The sequence below is a fragment of the Flavobacterium sp. UBA7682 genome, assembly GCF_002482945.1.
Taxonomy (GTDB): Bacteria; Bacteroidota; Bacteroidia; order Flavobacteriales; family Flavobacteriaceae; genus Flavobacterium.
In genome coordinates this window covers 86,634-107,751 of record NZ_DLGY01000018.1, presented here as the reverse complement: position 1 = coordinate 107,751, position 21,118 = coordinate 86,634, and the positions used below count along the sequence as shown (strand labels likewise).

The following is a 21,118-nucleotide window of genomic DNA, read 5'->3' as shown; positions in this document are numbered from 1 at the left end:
TACAAATAAAATCGTTGAAATACACTATTATATAAATTTAATAAGATATTTTCTTACTATTATGCATTTCGTCGATATTTTTAGTTTCTCTTTTGTAAATAAAAAAACCACTCCGAAGAATGGTTTATATTTTCTATAAAAATGAAAAAGTATTAAGCAGATTTGTAAATCCTATTAATCGGTATTGAATGGCCTTGTTTTAAAATAACTCTTTGGTCTGTAACAGCCCAAACAGTAGTTTCTACCACTTTTTTAGATTGATTGTCCTCAAAATAAATTCTGATTTTCGAATGTTCCAAATTGCCTAAAGCCAAAGCTCTATGCAAATCTAAATGTCTTTGTTGGATTTCTTCACTGTTATCAAGTACGTCGGATTGAGGAAAGGAAAGAAGCTGAATAGTCTCCTTCTCGATAGATTCAAAGTTGGGTTTCATAATGCTAAGATTAAGTTTGTAAATAGATTTATGGGCAGAATAAAATTAATAAAATATATTTGCTAACCAAACATTTACAAAAAAAAGCTTAATTAATTTTGACTACAACTCTCTCAAATTCAATACTGTCTGTAACTATAAACCATAAAGGCGCTGAACTTATTTCGTTACAATCCCTTAAAACAAAAAAAGAATACATTTGGGAAGGAGACCCTTATTTTTGGGGCAAACACTCACCTGTACTATTCCCGATTGTTGGTACTTTAAAAAATAATTCTTACCAATATAAAGACAAGATTTACTTCCTATCTCGACATGGATTTGCCAGAGATTTTGATTTTAATATTGTCTCGCAAGAAAAAAACAAAGTAGTTTTTTCTTTACAAAACACTCTTGAAACTTTTAACATTTATCCATTCCAATTTGAGTTACAACTCATTTATACCTTAAAAAAAACAGAGTTAATTGTTACTTATAAAGTAATCAACAACAGTTCAGAAACGATGCCTTTTTCTATCGGCGGTCATCCGGCTTTTGCTTTAAAGGGTAAATTCGAAAACTATACTCTACAATTTGAATCAGGTGAAAAGTTGATCAGTTATGGATTGGAAAATGATTTACTTTCGGATAAAACGCAATGTATTCAATTGAAAAATGATCAATTGCCACTCACCTATTCTTTGTTCGAAAAAGATGCTTTGGTATTTAAATCATTACAATCCAAACAAATTCAAATTCTTGAAAACAACAATCCTATTTTAAATTTCAAGTTCGATAATTTTCCTAATCTCGGCATTTGGACCAAATTAAACGCGCCATTTATCTGTCTCGAACCTTGGTTAGGCTATGCTGATACTATAAACGCTAATGGAAACATACTCGAAAAAGAAGGCGTAAAATTATTGGAAAGTAATTCTGACACAGCGTATACTTTTAGTGTAGAAATTGTATAAATTTACAAAAACGAATTTATGCTTACCATTAATTTTCATCCCTTTCAAAATATTGAAACCGAACGATTACTCTTGCGCCGAATTGACCAAAATGATGTTGAGGAAGTTTTAGCCCTTCGCGGCAATCCTGAAACCATGAAATACATTCCGAGACCTTTGGCCAAAACCAAAGAAGAGGCGCTGGTACATATTGCTATGATTGAAGAAAAAATCGAAAACAATACCGGTATCAATTGGGGAATCACTATCAAAGGAAGCAACAAAATTATTGGTATCATAGGCCATTACCGAATCCAACCCGAAAATCATCGGGCAGAAATTGGTTATATGTCGTTACCAGAATACAATGGCAAAGGTTATATCACCGAAGCGATAAAAGCCGTTGTAGAATATGGTTTTGAACAAATGAACCTGCATTCTATTGAAGCGGTAATTGATCCCGGAAACACGGCATCGGAAAGGGTTTTGCAAAAAAACGGCTTTGTCAAAGAAGCTCATATTCTCGAAAATGAGTTGTGGGAAGGAAAATTTTGGGACACTGTTATCTATTCTTTATTAAAACGAAACTTTAAAAAATAACACCATTACATGAACGAATTTGAAAAGCAATTTCAGGAGTTACTCAACTTTTTAAAGTTTGAAGACTACACCATCCTAACCAAAAGAATCATTGATTTAACGCTAGATACTGAAGACATCAATCATTATAAAAAGACATTGCATTTTTTAGATTGGGTTGATGCCAATGAAAACACAATCGAAACCAAAAAAGAAAAATACGAAACGATTTTAAATGATTTGCATTCCCATTTATCGCGAAAACCATTAGCTGATAGAGATACTTTGGTTTCTACTAAAGCCATTGTCAAATCGTATGGAAATGCGAGATTTGCACTTGGACCAATTGACATGGAACTTAAGCAAGGAGAAATTCTGGGCTTAGTTGGTGAAAACGGTAACGGAAAAACCACTTTACTTCGAACACTTTGTGGTGAATTGCATGCGACTCATGGTGATTTGAAATATCATTTTGATTACAAAGATACTTATGACTTGAGAACCAAGTTGGTTTACATTCCGCAACGAACGGATACTTGGTATGGTTCAATGCTTGAAAATTTGCAGTTTGCCGCCGTAACTTATGGTTATAATCCTGAAGAAAATGAATTGGTTGTAGAACTAATCATTGCTCGTTTAGGTTTGCGAAAATTTAAAAATCATAGTTGGAAAAGCTTGTCATCCGGCTACAAAATGCGTTTTGAACTGGCGAGAATGCTACTCAGAAAACCAAAAATATTATTGATTGACGAACCTTTGGCCAACTTAGATATCATCGCGCAACAAACGGTTTTAGAAGATTTCAAGTCGATTGCCAAATCGCCGTTTCGACCTTTAGGAATTGTGTTAAGTTCGCAACAGTTGTATGAAGTTGAAAAAACTTCCGATCAAGTAATCTTCCTGAAAAATGGTGTGCAAAAGAATCTTCACCAAAGCAAAATGGCAGAAGTTGACAGCCAAGCAAAAGCAGTCGTTAATCATTTGGTCATCGAATTTGAAAGCAGTTGGGCACAAAATGAATTAGGCGACTTGTTTAACAAACACGGAATGGTCTCCATTCAGTTTAATGGCGGCACTTTCATCATTACGTTTTCTGATAGTGTTTCCGTACACGATTTTCTTAAAATCATAGCAGAAAATAAAGTGCCACTACTCTATTTTAGAAATATATCCAACTCAACCCGAAGATTTTTCGTTTCCTAAAGCCATTTCTTATGTTCAAAAAAACTCAAAAATATTTACTACTGAATTATCCATTGCTTTGGAATACAAAAGCGGTGCCTTTAACTTGTTTCTTAGTAGTAATGCATGTCATCTTTCTGGTGATTGGCTATATCGATGGCGCTTTAAATTTCAATGAAACGGAACAAAACTACAACTCTAGTAATGAAGGTGCTATCATCTTTTTTAGTGTCTTAATCTCTTTTCTAACCTTTGTTATTTGGCTGGTCTATTACTTTAAAAATAATGCTTTCAAGGCCTTTTATCCAAAAGGGGATTTTTCATTATTTAAAGAATGGTGTCTGATTTTATTGATTTCATTTCTAGTGAGCACCTTTGCGCTTACTTATGAGTTGGGTTGTGATTTAAGAATCAAAAGCTATTATTCTGAAAATGAAGCCAAAAAACGCTGCGAAACTTTAAGCAAAGCCAGTATTTTTTATGGTCAAAATTATGACGAAGCCAAAACAGAAAAAAGGTTCATTAATGATTCTACACATTATGTCGTGTTGGATTACATGCTTTTCAAGGACAAAAAATATCCTCTAAATTCATTACTTAACAAAGACATTGAAAATTATTCTTTTTTTGATGCAAAATGGGATTCGATCACCAAAGTCAAAGTCAAAAGTTGGTTGGTAAATGACAACAAAGATTCTGTCAAAGCCGTGATGAAAAACTATTTTGACATGGTAAAAGAACACCAATTGGTTTCCAACATAGATGAAAATCAATGGTTTTCTTTAGTTTACAATTTCCCTGAATTTGAACAAAAAAGGGTTATTGCCAAGCGAGTTAAAGATTTCTATAACAATGGAGATTATAACTATGACTATGATAATTACGATCAATATGCTACAGAAGCAGTAACGGCTGTACCACTTCAAAAAGGCAAAATCGATTCTATTAATGAGTATTTGAAAGTAATTGGTAGAGACAAATATGTTTATTATAAAACTTATATTCCTGCGGATCAATTAGAATACAATTACCAAAAAATTGCTGACACTTATGTCAATTCATCAGTAACCTCAGAAATGTTTTTAATCTTTCTTTATTTTGCGATGGGCTTGTCAATTGTAGTGTTTTCATTCAAAGCGACTTCAGGACGGAATTGGTTAATTGCGCTGGTCAGCATGGGCGTTTTAAACATCTTACTCGGAATAGCTGCTGCGCTTTCTTCTTCAGAATATTTTTACATATGGGCATTGTTAATTATCACTTTGGTCTTATTCGGGTATTTCATAATAGTAATAGCAAATAAGACAAAAAAAGGTATTTCAGGCATTACGCTTAATGCATTATTGTGGTTATTTCCAGCATTCATACCGCTGGTTTATACGGTCACATTACAGATAATGAGATATACCTGTGGTTACTACAGAGCCGGATTCAAATATGAAAATCATCCAACATTAAAATTCTTGAAAGACAATGATGATCTAATGCTAATGATAAACTTTGGATTCATTTTCTTAATGATGGCGTTCTTTTCAATAAAAATTAAAGCTTGGCGAGCTTTGGCTGATAGCTAACTGGAAAACTTAGGAAGGGTTTTGATGTAGAGCGCTTCCACTTGTTTTCTGGCCCAATCGGTTTTTCGTAAAAAAGTTAAACTTGATTTAATACTCGGATTGCTATTAAAGCATTTGATATTGATCAATTCGCCTAAAGTATCAAAGCCATAATAGTCGACCAATTGTTCCACTATTTTTTGAAGAGTAACACCATGAAGTGGATCTTTTGAAGAGGTTTTTTGCATGGGATAAAAATATAAAAAAACCGTCACTTTTTAACAAGTGACGGTCTTTCAACCCAAAAAAATTGGGGCAAACGATAATTTTAAAATATAAACTTAAATCCGAAAGATAACGGAGTGGTTAAGTTTGGAGCACTTCCACCAAGTAAATTAACATAAGCTTGATCCGGAGTAGCTACGTGTGCAATTGAAAAATTGTTAACGGTTGTTTTATCGCCACTATCAGGCTTAATAGTTGTTGATGTAAAGTTGGCTAAATCATAAGAAAACTCAACTGAGAAGTTTTTAGTAACAAAAAAATCAAAACCACCAGACATCGCTACACCAAATTGGGTCACTTTAGTATCTGATTCTTTTTCCTTTCCTGAGATAATTGGTGTTGCCAATTGACCAAAAAAGTAAAGATTTCCGGCTACATTCCAGTATTTTCTAACCAATGGTTCAAACACAACTAGATTTGTATTGGCATTTGTTGTAGAACCAGTTTCAGATTTGATGTTGATCATCCCAACACCGGCGCCAACAGTTACAGATGGAGAAACAAAATAACCTACCAAAGGTAAAACGGTTAAATTAGTCCCTTTTGTATCACCCTCTTTTGTCTGTTGGTAACCAAATTGTGAAGTTGCCCACCATGCGCCTTCTAATCCTTTACTTTTTTCTTGTGCTTGAGCAGTTAAACTAAAAATGGCTAATCCTGCTACTAATAATAATTTTTTCATTTTGATTTGTTAGTTTAAAATTATACCCCAAAATTAGTCGGAAGAATTAGCCCAAAAACTGATATAAATCATTGTTTAAACATTTTTTTTATTGATAATTTCGTCCCCATTTCTGAAAATAATTAGGCATTTGTTTATTACATTTGCCATCCGATGTTGAAAACGATAAACATACTTAACAAACGTGCAAGGTTCGATTACGAAATAATCGAAACTTACACAGCGGGTATTGTTTTAACCGGAACCGAAATCAAATCGATTCGTTTGGGTAAAGCCAATATTACAGAAGGATTTTGTGAATTTCACAACGGAGAATTATTTGCTATCAATACGCAAATTGATGAATACTTGTATGGTAATCAATTCAACCATAAAGCCAAAAGCGAACGCAAATTGTTGTTGAATAAACGCGAGTTAAAAAAACTCGAAAGAGCTATGGATACTAAGGGCTTGACCATTATTCCACTGAAGTTATTTACCAATGAAAAAGGAATGGCCAAATTGGATATCGGACTTTGCCGAGGAAAGAAAACCTATGACAAACGCGAAAGTTTAAAAGAACAAGATACGAAACGTGATATTGATCGTATTAAAAAAGAATTCAAATAAAAAATCCACCTTTTGGGTGGATTTTTCTGTTATTTGAAACCTACGACTTGCTCTTCTGTAGCGAGTACTTCTTCGAGGTATTTTTTGTATTCCGGATAATCAGCTACATTGATATCATCCCAAGGCGTTTTTACTGTTCTAACAATTTTCAAAGAATTTGGTTTAACCAATTCAAAGTTGATAGAATAATTGTGGTCTTTATAGTTATAAGCTTTACTTTCAGGAATCTCGGTGAATTTTTTACCTTCCGGAACATTAAGAAAAATTGTTGAGTTATAGTCAATATTATTTTCATAAGAAATATATTTGATGTCATAATTTCTGGCTTCTTGAGCTATAATGTCACGTGTGTAAACTCTTTCTACAAAAGGAATATCTGTTATTTTTAAATTGCCGACACTCTTAATTTTTTCACTGAGTTTTAATTGGGTCTCAAATTCAATTGCATCTTCAAAAGTGTCATTTTTTATCACTTTAACAGATTGGAGTTTGATTCCCTTTTTGATTTTGGAACTAAATTGCTCTTCCAAATCTTTTTTGCGTACATCTTCCGTAGTTGAATTGGAAAATAATTCATTGTAATAAGACTTATTGGCACCTTTTACAATGTGAGTACTCACATAACTAATATCAGTATCCGTAACATGAACAATACTAGTTGAACTCAAGCCGTTTACAATAGCATTATCAAACGGAATTTCAATTATTGATGCTTTTTCATTTTCAGTTTTATCAAATGAAATTACTAAAGCATTTGCTTTGTACAATGACATTGGTAACGCTTTGAAAGGCAAAAATTTATCGGTTAATTCTAAGAATACTTCTTTTCCGTCAATGATAGTTTTGACGATACAATGGTTGAAATCTTTAGAAGGTAAAGACATCATGTGTGCGCTATTTTCATTGGTAGAAACCAAAACCAAATTTGATTTTAATCCGGCCAATTGAGACAAAGCAACAAAAAGTGTTGATACATCTTTGCAATCCCCTAATTTAGTTGTAATGGTTTTAGACGGCTTTTGCGGAACATAACCACTTTGTCTGAAATCTTGTGAACTGTACTTGATATTGTCTTCTATGTAAGCATAAATCTTTTTAGCAATAGCTTCTTGTGACATACCGTTTACTCCATTTGGGAATATACCGTCAAAAGTGGTTTTAGTTATTTTATCTAAAGTCAATGTTTTTTTAACCAAATCAGCATACCAATTCGAAATTTCTTTCCAAGATTTTATAGAACTAATATTAATAGTATTGGTTAAATCGGTAAAATTTTTGGAGAACGGTTCCAATAAAGGCATCGCTGGAATATTGTTTCTTTTCCATATATGACAGATCTTATTGTTTATTTTTTTGACAACCGGTGTAATGTTTCCATTATTTAATTTAGAAGAATATTTAATGTTTTCCGGATTGATAATAGCAAAAACAGCTTCAACCGAAGGATAAGTACTATTGAAATAACAATCTAAGTTAAAGTCTTTATAGAATCTTCCTGTCGAATTGCTAAACGATTCATACTCGATGTAAATAACATCACCAACTTTCAAATTAGGAAAAACCAATGTTTCAGAGCCTTCTTCTGCTGGTACAACCGTACCGTCAGTATTTACGATTTCTGATTTTTGAAGTGTAATGCCATAAGTATTTAAATGGTATTCTTTCATTTCCTCAATTCCATTTTCAGCGGTAATTTCATAAATAAGAACTACTTTCGATTTTCTTCCACCTTCAGGTAAAATATTAACAATGTATTCATCTAATAAGGTAACCACTCCATAATCGCTTTTCAATTTAGAATTTCTTCTTTCTTTGATTATTTTGTATTTGTCTTTTACATCAATTTCCTCAATCTCATCGGGTGTTTTGGTAATGTCATACAATTGTTTTCTCAGATTGCTGTTTTCAGGATTGTATTCCAATGATTTTCTCATGTACTTTTCCGCTTCTTTCAAATTTGACATATAATTGTATACCATTCCCTTTCGTTCCATTAAATAGAAAGAATACGGATAAAGCGCCAATGAATTATCAATTTCTACCAATGCTTCAGCATACTTCTTCTCTTCGATAAGTATATTGATGTAATCCGAAGCAACTCCGGTAAAATAAGGATAACAATTTTTTCGTTCGATAAATAAACGCTTTATGTCTTCCTTTCTGTTTGCCTCTCTATAATATCTGATCAATGCAGCCATAGCTTTGAAATTGTCTTTTTTATTAACCAAATCTTCAAGCATTTTGATAGTTTTCTCTTTGTTTTTTTCTAAAGAATCATATAATGGTGCAAAAGTGGTCACATAAAACTCGCTGTTGTGCGATATACTCATAATTTCTTCTGCGTTTTTCATCATAGCTTGAACATTCGAATTTCGAGCATTGATTAAAAAATCAAACAAGTAACCAAAAACCGGTGAAGTCAATTTCTTGGCATTGTCTCGCATCTTTTCCAGTTCTGCAATACTTGCAGATTTTAACCACTCGCTATCTATTGCTTTAGTGGCAATAGTATAATAATATTCTGGATCTTGAAGTTCAAGATTTTTTACAATTTCATTAACTTTGGCGGTATCATCTTTATAAGAATAGTATTGACTGATTCTTGTTTTCACAATGGAACTATTAGGATACATGGTGTTTAACTCGTCAATAAGATCGTGAGCCAGTTCTAATTTTTTGTTATGAATATAAGCATCGTACAACATGAATTTATAAAACACGTTCGTTGGATTTTCTTTTATTTTTTGTGCCAAAAAAATTTCATAATCAGGAGTCAATTCTTCCACTTGTAAAGATTGAAATGTTGATTTTGTATACTCTTTATATGTATTATGATAAACTAAACTATCTATTTTTTTGTTTTTTGCATCTGTTAACGAAAGAATGAAGTAGTTGTTTCCTCCAGCAATTGAAGACTTAACCAAAATTCTATTCATCCCTTTCGGCAATTTAACTTTTAACTTGAAGGCATTCAAATCAGATAGTTTGTTCAAAGTATTAACATAAACTTCAGTGTCATTTATAAATATTTTCAACGACGAACTCATTCCGAAATTTAACACAACTTCCTGCTCTATCGGATTTTCAACAAACACTTGCGAATACATTATTCCGTTGCCATATTCATCTTCATTAGAAAAAGTATGATAACCTTCATTTTGTATTATTTTTGGATTATACCAACCAATTTTACCGTTACTGTTCGCATCAAATAACTTGTCATTAATTGGATAAACCTCCGGTTCGTACTCAATATCAATACCACTATCGTTTAAGTTTTCGAAAACACCACACAATTGCCAGTTCATAATCGAATTCAATTGTTTGATGTATTTATTATAACCTTCGAGATTTTTGATATTTCTGTCGGCTGTAGCCTTGTAATAAATTACAACCGGATCATCTTTGAAAATCTCTGAAGCTATCAGTGCATCAATCTTTTTATAGGTGTAATCATTAAAACCAACCGTTTGTATATCATCTAAAATAAATTGTTGTTTCAATAATGAAGTCAAATAGTATTTGCTTTCGGGAAATTTCACCAAAGTTGTAATGAATGTTTCATCAAAATCTAATTTCCCGTTTTCGAGTTCAATCATTTTTCCGAGTAAAAAATACTCCAGTTTGGTATCGGATGTAGTTTTAAATTCTTTATCAAATAGCTTTTTAGCTTCTGTTCTTTTGTTGGCGAGTAATAAATCCCAAACTTTCTTTTCTGCTGTTTGAGCAAACATAAAAGTTGAGAATAACAAAAAGAAAATTTGGATTTTTTTCATTATACTGATTTAAAAAGGGTTGGTTTAATTTTTATCTTGCAATAACGGTACAAAACGGAATTCTCCAAACTCATGTTTTTCAAATTGGGTTTCATTTTTACGAATTAACATCGTCATTACTTGGTCACCTTCGCCTAAAGGAATGACCAATCTTCCGCCTACTTTTAATTGTGCCATCAATGGTTTCGGAATAATCGGCGCGCCGGCAGTTACAATGATACTGTCAAACGGAGCATAATTAGGTAATCCTTTATAACCGTCACCAAACGATAAATGTTTTGGGCGAATGCCTAATTTGGGCAACAACGCTGAAGTGATTTTAAACAGCTCATTTTGTCTTTCCACCGAATAAACTTTGGCACCCATCGCCACCAAAACCGCTGTTTGATAACCCGAACCTGTTCCGATTTCGAGTACTTTATCATCTTTCTTTACCTTTAATAATTCGGTTTGAAAAGCTACAGTATAAGGTTGAGAAATGGTTTGTCCGGCCGCAATTGGAAATGCTTTGTCTTGGTACGCAAAGTCTTCAAAACTAGAATTTAAAAACAAATGTCTCGGAATTTTACGAATAGCATCTAAAACATGTTTATCCGTAATTCCTTTTTCTTCCAGCAGTTTAGCCAATTGATTTCGAAGTCCTTGATGTTTGTTGGTATCTTTCAATGTAGGTAGCGATTTATTTTGGTAAAAATAGAAAACAAATTATCAATTATCAATTACCAATTATCAATTAATTTCTATTTTTGTTTAAAATACATTTCTATGCTCAAAGTTGGCGTTTTAGGTGCCGGTCACCTCGGAAAAATACACTTGCGATTACTACAACAATCTGAAAAATACGAACTCGTTGGTTTCTATGATGAAAATCACGAAAACGGAGCCAAAATCGAAGCCGAGTTTGGATACAAACAATTTGATACGATAGCCAAATTAATTCACGCTGTGGATGTGATTGACATCGTTACTCCTACACTATCGCATTATAAATGTGCCAAAGTGTCTATCAAATCGGGGAAACATGTTTTTATAGAAAAACCAATCTCCGCCACAGTAGCCGAAGCGGAAGAAATCATTGCTTTGGCCAAAGAATACAATGTCAAAGGACAAGTGGGTCATGTTGAAAGATTCAATCCTGCTTTTACAGCCGTCAAAAATCAAATAGACAACCCAATGTTCATCGAAACCCATCGCTTGGCCGAATTCAATCCGCGCGGTACCGATGTTCCGGTGGTTTTAGACTTAATGATTCATGATATCGATGCAATTTTGAGCGTGGTCAAATCAAAAGTAAAAGCCGTTCATGCCAGTGGTGTTTCTGTTTTGAGTCAATCCCCTGATATTGCGAATGCCCGAATCGAATTTGAAAACGGCTGTGTCGCTAATATTACTTCGAGCCGTATTTCGATGAAAAATATGCGTAAGTCACGTTTCTTCCAAAAGGATGCTTATATCTCTGTCGATTATTTAGACAAAGTTTGTGAAGTCGTAAGAATGAAAGAAGCACCTGAAGTTCCGGGCGATTTTGATATGATTTTACAAAATGCGGAAGGCGAAAAGAAGCAAATTTATTTCAATAATCCTGAAGTGGCACCAAACAATGCGATTTTGGATGAACTGGAAACTTTTGCCGATGCCATCAATAGTAACGGAACTCCGGTAGTAACTTTAGAAGACGGAACGGAAGCTTTGCGAGTTGCTTATATGATTATCGATTCGATGAATGAAAAATAAAATTCTACCACAAATTCACAAATTACCTATTTTTAATTTGTGAATCTGCGGTTAAATATCAAAACAAACTAAACCAATATAATGAATACAATTGCTGTAATAGGCGCAGGAACGATGGGCAACGGAATTGCTCATACTTTTGCACAAAGCGGTTTTACCGTAAAACTAATTGACGTTTCAGAGAAATCTTTGGAAAAAGGAATGGCCACAATTGCGGCTAATCTTGACCGAATGGTTTCAAAAGGAACCATTACTGAAGACGACAAACACAAAACCATAAGCAACATCATCACTTACACCGATATTAAAGACGGTGTCGTTGGTTGTGATTTAGTGGTGGAAGCAGCGACAGAAAACGTTACGTTAAAACTAAACATCTTCAAGCAGCTAAGTGATATCTGTGACCATAATGTCATATTAGCTACAAACACTTCTTCAATTTCTATTACCCAAATCGCTGCACAAGTTGTTCATCCGGAAAGAGTAATCGGAATGCATTTTATGAATCCGGTGCCGATTATGAAATTGGTAGAAATTATCCGCGGTTACAACACCTCTGACGAAGTGACGAAAATCATCATGGACTTATCGGTGAAATTAGGAAAAACACCAACAGAAGTCAACGATTATCCGGGCTTTGTAGCCAATAGAATTCTGATGCCAATGATTAACGAATCTATTGAAACTTTATACAATGGCGTTGCCGGCGTAAGCGAAATTGATACCGTAATGAAACTCGGAATGGCACATCCCATGGGACCGTTACAACTAGCCGATTTCATCGGATTGGATGTTTGTCTTTCTATTTTGAACGTAATGTACGACGGTTTCAAAAACCCAAAATACGCGCCTTGCCCACTATTAGTAAATATGGTTATGGCCGGAAAGCTTGGTGTGAAATCCGGTGAAGGTTTTTATGATTATTCAGAATCTAAGAAAGCTGAAAAAATTTCAAATCAATTTAAATAAAATCTAACCGCAAAGTTCGCAATGGAAATGCAAAGCACGCTAATCCTTTCCGACCTTTGCGAAAACTTAGCGACCTTTGCGGTTAAATTATGAGCAAAATAATCCCTTTCAAAGCGGTCCGTCCAACACCCGATAAAGTAGCATTGGTCACCTGCAGAAACTACGATGATTACAGTTCGGCGGAGCTAGCGGCTTGGTTGAGTTTTAATCCGTATTCGTTTTTGCATGTAATTCATCCTGCGTATATGTATTCGCAGAAAATTACTTTGGACAAACGTTTTAAAGGCGTAGCGCACAAATACCAAGACTTCAAAGATGATGGTGTTTTTATGACAGAAGACAAACCTGCTTTTTTTCTGTATGAAATCAGAACCAAAGCACAGTCTTTCATTGGAATAGTTGCCGGCACTTCAATTGAAGATTACAAGAATAATGTCATCAAAAAGCACGAAGATACATTGCAGTATCGCGTAGAATATTTTAAAGATTATTTGCACCAAACGGGTTTTAATACCGAACCGGTTTTGATTACGTATCCAGATAATGCAACTTTAAATTCTTGGATAACTGAAAAGAAAAAAAGTACACCAATTTACAATTATTCAACCACGAACAAAGAGCAACACCAACTTTGGAAAATAGAAACCGAGGAAGAAATCAATTGGTTAATCCAACAATTTGAAAATATTCCTGAGCTTTATATAGCTGATGGTCATCACCGCTCAGCATCGGCGGAATTACTTTATAATGAAGACCAACATTTAGGCAATGAAAATCTGAATTATTTCATGAGTTTTTTGATTGCTGAAAGCAATGTCAAAATCTATGAATTTAACAGAATTATTCGCGATCTGAATGGTCATTCAAAAGATATTTTTTTAGAAAAACTCTCCGAATATTTCATCATTAAAGACAAAGAACAAGAACTTTGGAAACCGCAAAGTAAGTTTGAATTTGGCATGTATCTCGATGGCAATTTCTATGCTTTGTTTTACAAACAGGGAAACAATGTCAATGATGAAAATTCTATTTTAGGAAATTTAGACGCACAAATTTTATATGATAAAGTTTTGCAACCTTTGTTAGGCATAGAAGATTTGCGAAATGATGAACGCATTGAATACATTCCCGGAAAGCAATCTATTCTAACGATAAAAGAATTGGTAGACGAAGGCGAATTTGAAGTAGGCTTTATGCTCTACCCTTCGGATATCTCTGAAATCAAAGCATTAGCAGATAACAATTTAATCATGCCACCCAAAAGTACGTATATTGAACCTAAATTCAGAAGTGGATTGATGGTTTATGAATTATAATCAAAAAGCAAATGTCAATTAAAGACAATCTTCTCGAAATAAAATCTTCTCTTCCTGAAAATGTAACATTGGTAGCGGTTTCTAAAACCAAACCTGTTGCCGATTTGATGGAAGCCTACAATGCAGGCCAACGCATTTTCGGAGAAAACAAAATCCAGGAAATGACCGAGAAATGGCAGCAAATGCCAAAGGATATTGAATGGCACATGATTGGTCACGTGCAATCGAATAAAGTGAAATATATGGTTCCGTATGTGAAACTAATTCACGGTGTTGATAGTTTGAAATTGCTCAAAGAAATCAACCGTCACGCGGTTCGTTGGCGAAAAAATATTAATTGTTTACTTCAAATTCACATTGCTGAAGAAGAAACCAAATTTGGTTTAGACGAAAAAGAACTGGAAGAATTATTAAATTCAGAAGAATTTAAAAGCTTTACAAATATTAAAGTCATTGGTTTAATGGGAATGGCTACATTTACTGATAATCAAGAACAAATTAAACGAGAATTCAATCATTTAAAATCGATATTTGACTCGATACAAAAACAACCTACAACCCAAAACTTGCAACCTACAACCCTATCCATGGGCATGTCCGGTGACTACCAATTAGCAATTGACTGCGGAAGCAACATGGTTCGGATTGGAAGTAGTATATTTGGAAATAGATAATTTGAAAATGTGTCAATTTGAAAATTTGAAAAATGAATTTCATTCTGAACACTAAAAACTGAACACTGAACACTTATTTTGTACGCAATACTCGACATAGAAACTACCGGAGGTCAATTTAATGAAGAAGGCATAACCGAAATCGCCATCTACAAATTTGACGGACACGAAATCGTAGACCAATTCATCAGTTTGGTCAATCCTGAAAAACCGATTCAGCCTTTTGTGGTGAAATTGACCGGAATTAATAATGCTATGCTACGCTCTGCACCAAAGTTTTATGAAGTTGCCAAGCGTATTATAGAAATTACTGAAGGTTGTATTGTTGTCGCACACAATGCGTCTTTTGATTATAGAATTTTGCGAACAGAATTTAATCGATTGGGTTATGATTATATCAAACCAACACTTTGCACGGTTGAATTGTCTCAGAAATTAATTCCGGGACAAGCTTCTTACAGTTTGGGTAAACTGGTTCGGTCTTTGGGAATTCCGGTAACCGACAGACATCGTGCCAGTGGTGATGCTTTGGCTACCGTAAAATTGTTCAAAATGATTTTGGATAAAGATGTCGAAAAAGAAATCTTAATCAGTTTAATCAAAGCCGAAATCAAAAAAGGATTGTCGCCAAAGTTACTTGACATTGCTGAAAGCATGCCTAACAGAACCGGCATTTACTACATTCACAACGAGAAAGGCGATTTGATTTATATTGGCAAAAGCAAAAATATTAAAAAGCGAATTAACCAGCATTTCACCGGAACTTCAAGCAAAAGCAAGAAGATTCAGCGCGAAGTTTTTGCCGTAACTTATGAAGAAACCGGTAACGAGTTAATTGCTTTATTAAAAGAAAGCGAAGAAATCAAAATAAACAAACCAATTTATAATCGTGCCCAGCGCAAGACTATTTTTCAATATGCATTGTATGTTGAAAAAGATGAAAATGGGTATTTGGCCTTAAAAGTTCAAAAAGCGGATGGTCGCAAAAAAGAAATCACTTCGTTTACATCGATTCAGGAAGGCAAAAACATTTTGCATAAAATCACGGCTGAACATCATTTGTGCCAAAAAATTAATGGTTTATACGATACGCAAAACGGTTGTTTCCAATTAAAAATAAAAGAGTGCAACGGCGCTTGTTTAAATCAAGAGCCAACCAATGAATACAACGCACGCGTAGAAGAATTCATCCGTGAAATGAAGTTTGAAAATGACAATATGGTCATTATAGATCGTGGTAGAAATATCAACGAACGCAGTGCTGTTCTCATAGAAAATGGTATTTACAAAGGTTATTGTTTCTTCGATTTAAACTACCAAGTCAACAACATCGAAATCTTGAAAAACATCATTATCCCGATGCAAAATAACCGAGATACAAGAACGATTATTCAATGTTATTTGCGACGTCATAAAGTAATCCGAATTGTAAAATTCTAGGAGATGAAACAAATCAAGAGCAAATACGATCTTTTCAGACAAAAAATTTACATCATTATTTATGGTTCAAATACTTTTGCCGGTCGTCTATTTGACTTGATTTTATTGGGCGTAATTCTTTTGAGCGTACTATTGGTCATGCTTGAATCTGTTGAAAAATTAGACTCGAAATACCATGAATTTATACTAATCGCCGAATGGGTCATAACCATTTTTTTTACCTTAGAATATATTCTTCGAATCTTGTGCAACCGAAAACCGCTTTCTTATATTTTTAGTTTTTATGGCATCGTCGATTTAATTTCTATTATGCCGATGTATTTGTCCTTTATATTTCCGGGTTCGAGAATGTTATCGGTCATTAGAGCTTTAAGATTATTACGCTTATTTGGGATTCTAAACTTGGTTCACTTCACCGGACAAGAATCACAGTTGAAGTTGGCCATCAAAGCCAGCCGAACCAAAATTATTGTATTTGTCTATTTTATTTTAATTGTCTCGATATTATTAGGCGCTGTGATGTATGTTGTAGAAGGAAAAGAAAGTGGTTTTACCAGTATCCCGACTAGTATTTATTGGTGTATCGTAACACTAACTACTGTAGGCTATGGCGATATCGCTCCGGTTACTACTTTAGGACAAATCATTGCCTCTTTTATTATGATTATGGGTTATGGAATCATTGCGGTTCCTACAGGAATCGTAACCGCTGAATTTTCTAGCTTGAAAAACAAAAAGATTGCCAATGAAATTTCAAAATGTCCTTATTGCACCACCATTTTAACTGAAGAAGCCAAATTTTGCCATCACTGTGGCGAAAAAATTAACAATGACTAATTATCTTATTACTATAATAGGCCCAACAGCTATTGGAAAAACTTCCTTGAGCATTGCTTTGGCTAAACATTTTGGCTGCGATATTATTTCCTGTGACAGCCGACAATTTTTTAAGGAAATGAAAATTGGCACCGCCGTTCCGAGCGAAGAAGAATTGAATTCCGCTACACATCATTTTATCCAAAACAAATCGATTTTTGATTCGTATTCTGTGGGTGATTTTGAGCAAGAAGCTATTGCTAAACTAGATGAATTATTTCAAAAAAAAAGTGTCCAAATTATGGTTGGCGGTTCCGGTTTGTATGTTGATGCGGTATTAAAAGGCTTTGATGATTTTCCGGATATTGATGATGCTATACGCATACAAATTAACACTGATTTTGAAACATTTGGGATAGATTATCTACAGCAAAATTTAAAAGAACTCGATGTTTATTATTTCGAAAAATTGACAGCTGAAAATCCGCAAACGTTACAAAATCCGCAACGCATGAAGCGGTTTGTAGAAGTTTGTATTGGAACCGGAAAACCGTATTCAAGTTTTATTGGACAAAAGAAAAATTCACGTCACTTCACTCCTATTGTCATTGGTTTGGAAGCAGACAGAGCAATTATGTATGACCGAATCAACCAACGTGTTGACATGATGATTAGCGAAGGACTTTTGGTGGAAGCCAAAGAATTATACCCGAACAAAGATTTGAATGCTTTACAAACTGTTGGCTATCGTGAATTATTTGATTATTTTGACGGAAAGATTGGTTTAGAATTTGCCATAGAAGAAATCAAGAAAAATACCCGTCGTTTTGCCAAACGCCAATTGACATGGTTCAAACGAACAGAAAACACAACGTGGTTTGATTATCAAACGGAGAAAAAGAAGATTATTGAGCACATAGAACGCCAACTCCAAACTTCTAACTCCTAACAATAAATTGCATGCCAATAGCACCAAACTTTACTTCTAGACTTGAACAGGATTGGGAAATCACTTTTCTCCAATGTTATCCTAATGGCTATTTGAAATATACTGATTTGTGCAACATATTGCAGCTTACAGCCGCTTTGCATGCGGAATTAGGCGGAATTAGTTTCAGCGATATGCAAGTCAATCATCAAGCTTGGGTTTTGAGTAGGATGCGTGTTGAAATCAGTCGTTTGCCAAAATGGAAAGAAGTTGTAACGGTTAAAACCTGGATTAATTCTTTAGAAAATTCCCGTTCGATTCGCTGTATGGAAATGTATATTGGCGATGAGAAAATCATTGGTTGCGAAACTTTTTGGGCCGTTTTTAATACTCAAACGCGGCGTCCTGAAAATTTGGCATTACCACACGAACATTTTGAAAAGTTTGCGGACAGAGCGACTTTACATCCTTTTAGCAAAATTGATTTTCAACACGAAATGCAAATCGTAGGAACGCATCAGGTAAAGCTTTCTGATTTGGATATTGTCAATCATGCCAATAGTGTTAAGTATTTAGAATGGTGTTTGGATTGTGTCGATTTGGCTATCATTCACCATCAAAAAATTGATAGTTTCGAAATGAATTATCTGAAAGAGGTTTCGCTAAACGATACCGTTGAAATCAAACAAAAAACATCCGAAGACAATATCATTTTTGCCATTGAGCGCGAGGAAAAAACTTGTTTCGCTTTGCAATTGCATTGTAGTTAGCAGTTTGCCTTAGCCCGGATTGTAACGGCATCCTTTTGTAGTTGTCAGGTTTATAAAACCTTACAACTACAAAAGATATAGTGAAAAGCCGGAAATAGCTCCTAAAAAAAATCCCCGCCAAAATGACGAGGATTAGAATTATTTTTTAACAACCAGTCTGAAACCTTCACCGTGAATGTTTAGGATTTCAACGTTTGGATCTTCTTTCAAATACTTACGCAATTTGGCGATATAAACGTCCATACTTCTTGAAGTGAAGTAGTTGTCTTCTCTCCAAATTTTGGTTAAGGCTAACTCTCTTGGCATCAAATCGTTTTCGTAAATGGCCATCATTTTCAACAAATCAGACTCTTTTGGAGACAATTTGATTGGTTCATCATTACCTAATTTTAAATAACGTAGTTTTGAATTGAGGAGGAAATTACCAATTTGGAATTCAAATTTAGCCGGTTCATTCTTAGTTTCAGCCGATTTTCTTTGGATAATGGCTTTGATTTTCATCAGCAACACATCAGAGTCGAAAGGTTTGTTCAGATAATCATCCGCACCAACTTTGTATCCTTTCATCACGTCTTCTTTCATTGACTTTGCAGTTAAGAAGATTAACGGTACATCTTTGTTTTTTTCTCTGATTTCTTTAGCCAAAGTATAACCATCTTTGTATGGCATCATTACATCCAAAATACACAAATCGTAATTGTCTTTTTTGAATTTCTCGAAACCTTCCATACCATTTTTGGCTAGCGTAACATCAAAATCGTTTAATGTTAGGTATTCTCTTAGAACGATACCGAAGTTCTGATCATCTTCGACTAGAAGTATTTTTTTATTTGCTTCCATAGTATTTTTTTTTAATTTATGAGTGGGACTTTAATTATAAATGTGCTTCCTTTTCCTTTTTCACTTTCTACAAAAATTTGACAATTGTGATCGTCTAATATTCGTTTTACATAGGCCAATCCTAATCCGTGACCTTTAACATTGTGCAAATCACCAGTGTGTTCGCGATAAAATTTTTCAAATATTCTTTTTTGAGCCGCTTTGGTCATTCCGGCTCCTTGGTCTTTTATTTTGACAATTACAAACTCTTTTACGTTTTCGGTATATATATCTATAACGGGATTTTCCGGAGAATATTTTATCGCGTTATCTAAGATATTAACAAATACATTCGTAAAATGAACATCGTTTAGCAAAACGGTTGTTCTGGTGGCCTCAAAATGCGTTGTTATTGTTCCGCCACGATCATCAATAATTAGATTTACATGGTCAATCGCATCTTCAATTATGCCGTGGATATCATTTGATTCCTTATTAATTTCTAATTCTCTTTTCTCCAATTTAGAAATGCGCAACACATTCTCTACTTGGGCGTGCATTCGTTTGTTTTCATCTCTTATCATTTGAAGATAGCGGTATATCTTCTCTTTATCATCAATCACTTTTGGATTTTTGATAGCATCTAAAGCCAAATTGATGGTGGCAATCGGTGTTTTGAATTCGTGCGTCATGTTGTTAATGAAATCGGTTTTGATTTCAGAAATCTGACGTTGTTTAATTAATTGATTCAGCGCACTTGAATAAGCAATAATTATAATCAAGGTGAAGACTATTGATAAAATTGAAATCCCAATTAATTCAGAAAACAAGAATTTCTTTTTCTGAGGAAAAGTGATTAACAATTGGTATTTGTTGTTACCGTCATTATCAATAAAAATCGGAATAGAATAGGTTGACGTTTTTTCGTATCGGAACCGATCTGATTTTATTTTTGTAGCTAAACCATTGCTGTAAACATTATACTCAAAAGGGGTTTTTACCCCATATTGGTTTAACTCTTCTGACAATAACTTTTGCATCATTTCATTAGAAACCCTTTCTTGTATTGGTCTCAACGCTGCAATGTCTTTATAAAATAATTCAAATTGGGCATTATCTAACAAATCAGTTCTACCCTCTTTTCGAATTTTAATGTCGGGAGTTTGCGTTTGCTTAATCGATGGATTATCGATGTCATCACTATAAATCTCGGTTGTTCTCTTAGAAGTATAGTTTTTAATTTCTCTTAGGCTATCGATTTTTTTATCAAAGAACGATGAAGTAATTCCGTAATCTTCGGAGATGATGCTATTAGAATAGACTATAGTTTCGTTGGTTCTGGAATCTCTTTGATAATAACCAAACTCTAAAAAATCACTTTTATCCGGAGCTTTACCTGTACTGTCAATTACATTATTGTATTTTTCAAAGTAGGTATATTGCTCTTTCTTTTGCAATTTGTCGGCAACATTCCCTAACACTTGTTTTACATGAAATTTAAACTGCTCTTCATTGTTTTCAAATGACTTATTAAACCAGTACACTTGGACAAGAATTATACCGATTAAGGACAAACTCATTAAAATGACTAGTATTCGGAAAAACAATTTATTCATTGAA

At 34.0% G+C, this 21,118-nt stretch carries 20 protein-coding genes; 13 read left to right on the top strand and 7 right to left on the bottom strand.

All coding sequences use genetic code 11. The features are described from left to right. Positions 1-152 precede the first annotated feature (152 nt). Positions 153-434: a hypothetical protein gene (locus tag B3C16_RS04250; protein WP_121313638.1), complete on the bottom strand. Its 282-nt coding sequence runs from the start codon at positions 432-434 to the stop codon at positions 153-155. Between the two features lie 98 nt (positions 435-532). On the opposite strand from B3C16_RS04250, the gene B3C16_RS04245 reads away from it, so the two are divergent. The 4 genes from B3C16_RS04245 to B3C16_RS04230 are packed head-to-tail and all read left to right on the top strand — an operon-like array spanning position 533 to position 4,701. Further along, complete coding sequence (locus tag B3C16_RS04245; protein ID WP_291129131.1) at positions 533-1,387, top strand: aldose 1-epimerase family protein; 855 nt, start codon at positions 533-535, stop codon at positions 1,385-1,387. Positions 1,388-1,405: 18 nt separating this feature from the next. Then, positions 1,406-1,966 (top strand): GNAT family N-acetyltransferase, encoded by a 561-nt coding sequence (locus B3C16_RS04240; protein WP_291129128.1) that lies wholly within the window; start codon positions 1,406-1,408, stop codon positions 1,964-1,966. A 9-nt stretch (positions 1,967-1,975) separates the two neighbouring features. Then, complete coding sequence (locus tag B3C16_RS04235) at positions 1,976-3,148, top strand: ATP-binding cassette domain-containing protein (RefSeq protein WP_291129124.1); 1,173 nt, start codon at positions 1,976-1,978, stop codon at positions 3,146-3,148. An 11-nt stretch (positions 3,149-3,159) separates the two neighbouring features. Beyond that, positions 3,160-4,701 carry a hypothetical protein gene (locus B3C16_RS04230; RefSeq protein ID WP_291129122.1) on the top strand — a complete coding sequence of 514 codons (1,542 nt, stop codon included), beginning with the start codon at positions 3,160-3,162 and terminating at the stop codon, positions 4,699-4,701. Here the strand turns inward: B3C16_RS04230 and B3C16_RS04225 are convergent. Then, a complete protein-coding gene (locus tag B3C16_RS04225; protein ID WP_121313633.1) occupies positions 4,698-4,928 on the bottom strand; it encodes a VF530 family DNA-binding protein in 231 nt (76 codons plus the stop codon). The two genes, B3C16_RS04230 and B3C16_RS04225, sit on opposite strands and share 4 nt — an antisense overlap. Positions 4,929-5,008: 80 nt before the next feature. Further along, positions 5,009-5,647 carry an outer membrane beta-barrel protein gene (locus tag B3C16_RS04220; protein WP_121313632.1) on the bottom strand — a complete coding sequence of 213 codons (639 nt, stop codon included), beginning with the start codon at positions 5,645-5,647 and terminating at the stop codon, positions 5,009-5,011. A gap of 153 nt (positions 5,648-5,800) precedes the next feature. Between B3C16_RS04220 and smpB the strand changes: the two genes are divergently transcribed. After that, a complete protein-coding gene (smpB, locus tag B3C16_RS04215; protein ID WP_121313631.1) occupies positions 5,801-6,256 on the top strand; it encodes an SsrA-binding protein SmpB in 456 nt (151 codons plus the stop codon). A 29-nt stretch (positions 6,257-6,285) separates the two neighbouring features. Here smpB and B3C16_RS04210 read toward each other — a convergent pair whose 3' ends face one another. Next, positions 6,286-10,032 (bottom strand): transglutaminase domain-containing protein, encoded by a 3,747-nt coding sequence (locus B3C16_RS04210; RefSeq protein ID WP_291129117.1) that lies wholly within the window; start codon positions 10,030-10,032, stop codon positions 6,286-6,288. Between the two features lie 24 nt (positions 10,033-10,056). Continuing rightward, positions 10,057-10,698: a protein-L-isoaspartate(D-aspartate) O-methyltransferase gene (locus B3C16_RS04205; RefSeq protein WP_121313629.1), complete on the bottom strand. Its 642-nt coding sequence runs from the start codon at positions 10,696-10,698 to the stop codon at positions 10,057-10,059. Positions 10,699-10,797: 99 nt separating this feature from the next. Between B3C16_RS04205 and B3C16_RS04200 the strand changes: the two genes are divergently transcribed. From B3C16_RS04200 to B3C16_RS04165, 8 genes are all read left to right on the top strand, one after another. Continuing rightward, positions 10,798-11,766 carry a Gfo/Idh/MocA family protein gene (locus B3C16_RS04200; RefSeq protein WP_291129113.1) on the top strand — a complete coding sequence of 323 codons (969 nt, stop codon included), beginning with the start codon at positions 10,798-10,800 and terminating at the stop codon, positions 11,764-11,766. Between the two features lie 81 nt (positions 11,767-11,847). Then, positions 11,848-12,735: a 3-hydroxyacyl-CoA dehydrogenase family protein gene (locus B3C16_RS04195; RefSeq protein WP_121313628.1), complete on the top strand. Its 888-nt coding sequence runs from the start codon at positions 11,848-11,850 to the stop codon at positions 12,733-12,735. Positions 12,736-12,824: 89 nt separating this feature from the next. Next, a complete protein-coding gene (locus tag B3C16_RS04190) occupies positions 12,825-14,051 on the top strand; it encodes a DUF1015 domain-containing protein (protein WP_291129109.1) in 1,227 nt (408 codons plus the stop codon). Positions 14,052-14,062: 11 nt separating this feature from the next. Beyond that, positions 14,063-14,725: a YggS family pyridoxal phosphate-dependent enzyme gene (locus B3C16_RS04185; RefSeq protein ID WP_291129106.1), complete on the top strand. Its 663-nt coding sequence runs from the start codon at positions 14,063-14,065 to the stop codon at positions 14,723-14,725. 78 nt (positions 14,726-14,803) lie between these two features. After that, positions 14,804-16,165: an exonuclease domain-containing protein gene (locus tag B3C16_RS04180; RefSeq protein ID WP_291129103.1), complete on the top strand. Its 1,362-nt coding sequence runs from the start codon at positions 14,804-14,806 to the stop codon at positions 16,163-16,165. Between the two features lie 3 nt (positions 16,166-16,168). Beyond that, a complete protein-coding gene (locus B3C16_RS04175; protein ID WP_121313624.1) occupies positions 16,169-17,002 on the top strand; it encodes an ion transporter in 834 nt (277 codons plus the stop codon). Continuing rightward, positions 16,995-17,930, top strand: a complete 936-nt coding sequence (gene miaA, locus B3C16_RS04170) for a tRNA (adenosine(37)-N6)-dimethylallyltransferase MiaA (RefSeq protein WP_291129099.1) — start codon at positions 16,995-16,997, stop codon at positions 17,928-17,930. The genes B3C16_RS04175 and miaA overlap by 8 nt, the downstream gene beginning before the upstream one ends. Positions 17,931-17,941: 11 nt before the next feature. Continuing rightward, positions 17,942-18,679: an acyl-[acyl-carrier-protein] thioesterase gene (locus B3C16_RS04165; protein WP_291129097.1), complete on the top strand. Its 738-nt coding sequence runs from the start codon at positions 17,942-17,944 to the stop codon at positions 18,677-18,679. Between the two features lie 138 nt (positions 18,680-18,817). On the opposite strand, the gene B3C16_RS04160 is transcribed toward B3C16_RS04165, so the two are convergent. Together B3C16_RS04160 and B3C16_RS04155 are read right to left on the bottom strand one after the other, a co-directional pair. Then, positions 18,818-19,519: a response regulator transcription factor gene (locus tag B3C16_RS04160; RefSeq protein WP_121313621.1), complete on the bottom strand. Its 702-nt coding sequence runs from the start codon at positions 19,517-19,519 to the stop codon at positions 18,818-18,820. A gap of 11 nt (positions 19,520-19,530) precedes the next feature. Continuing rightward, complete coding sequence (locus B3C16_RS04155) at positions 19,531-21,114, bottom strand: sensor histidine kinase (RefSeq protein WP_121313620.1); 1,584 nt, start codon at positions 21,112-21,114, stop codon at positions 19,531-19,533. Between the last annotated feature and the right edge of the window lie 4 nt (positions 21,115-21,118).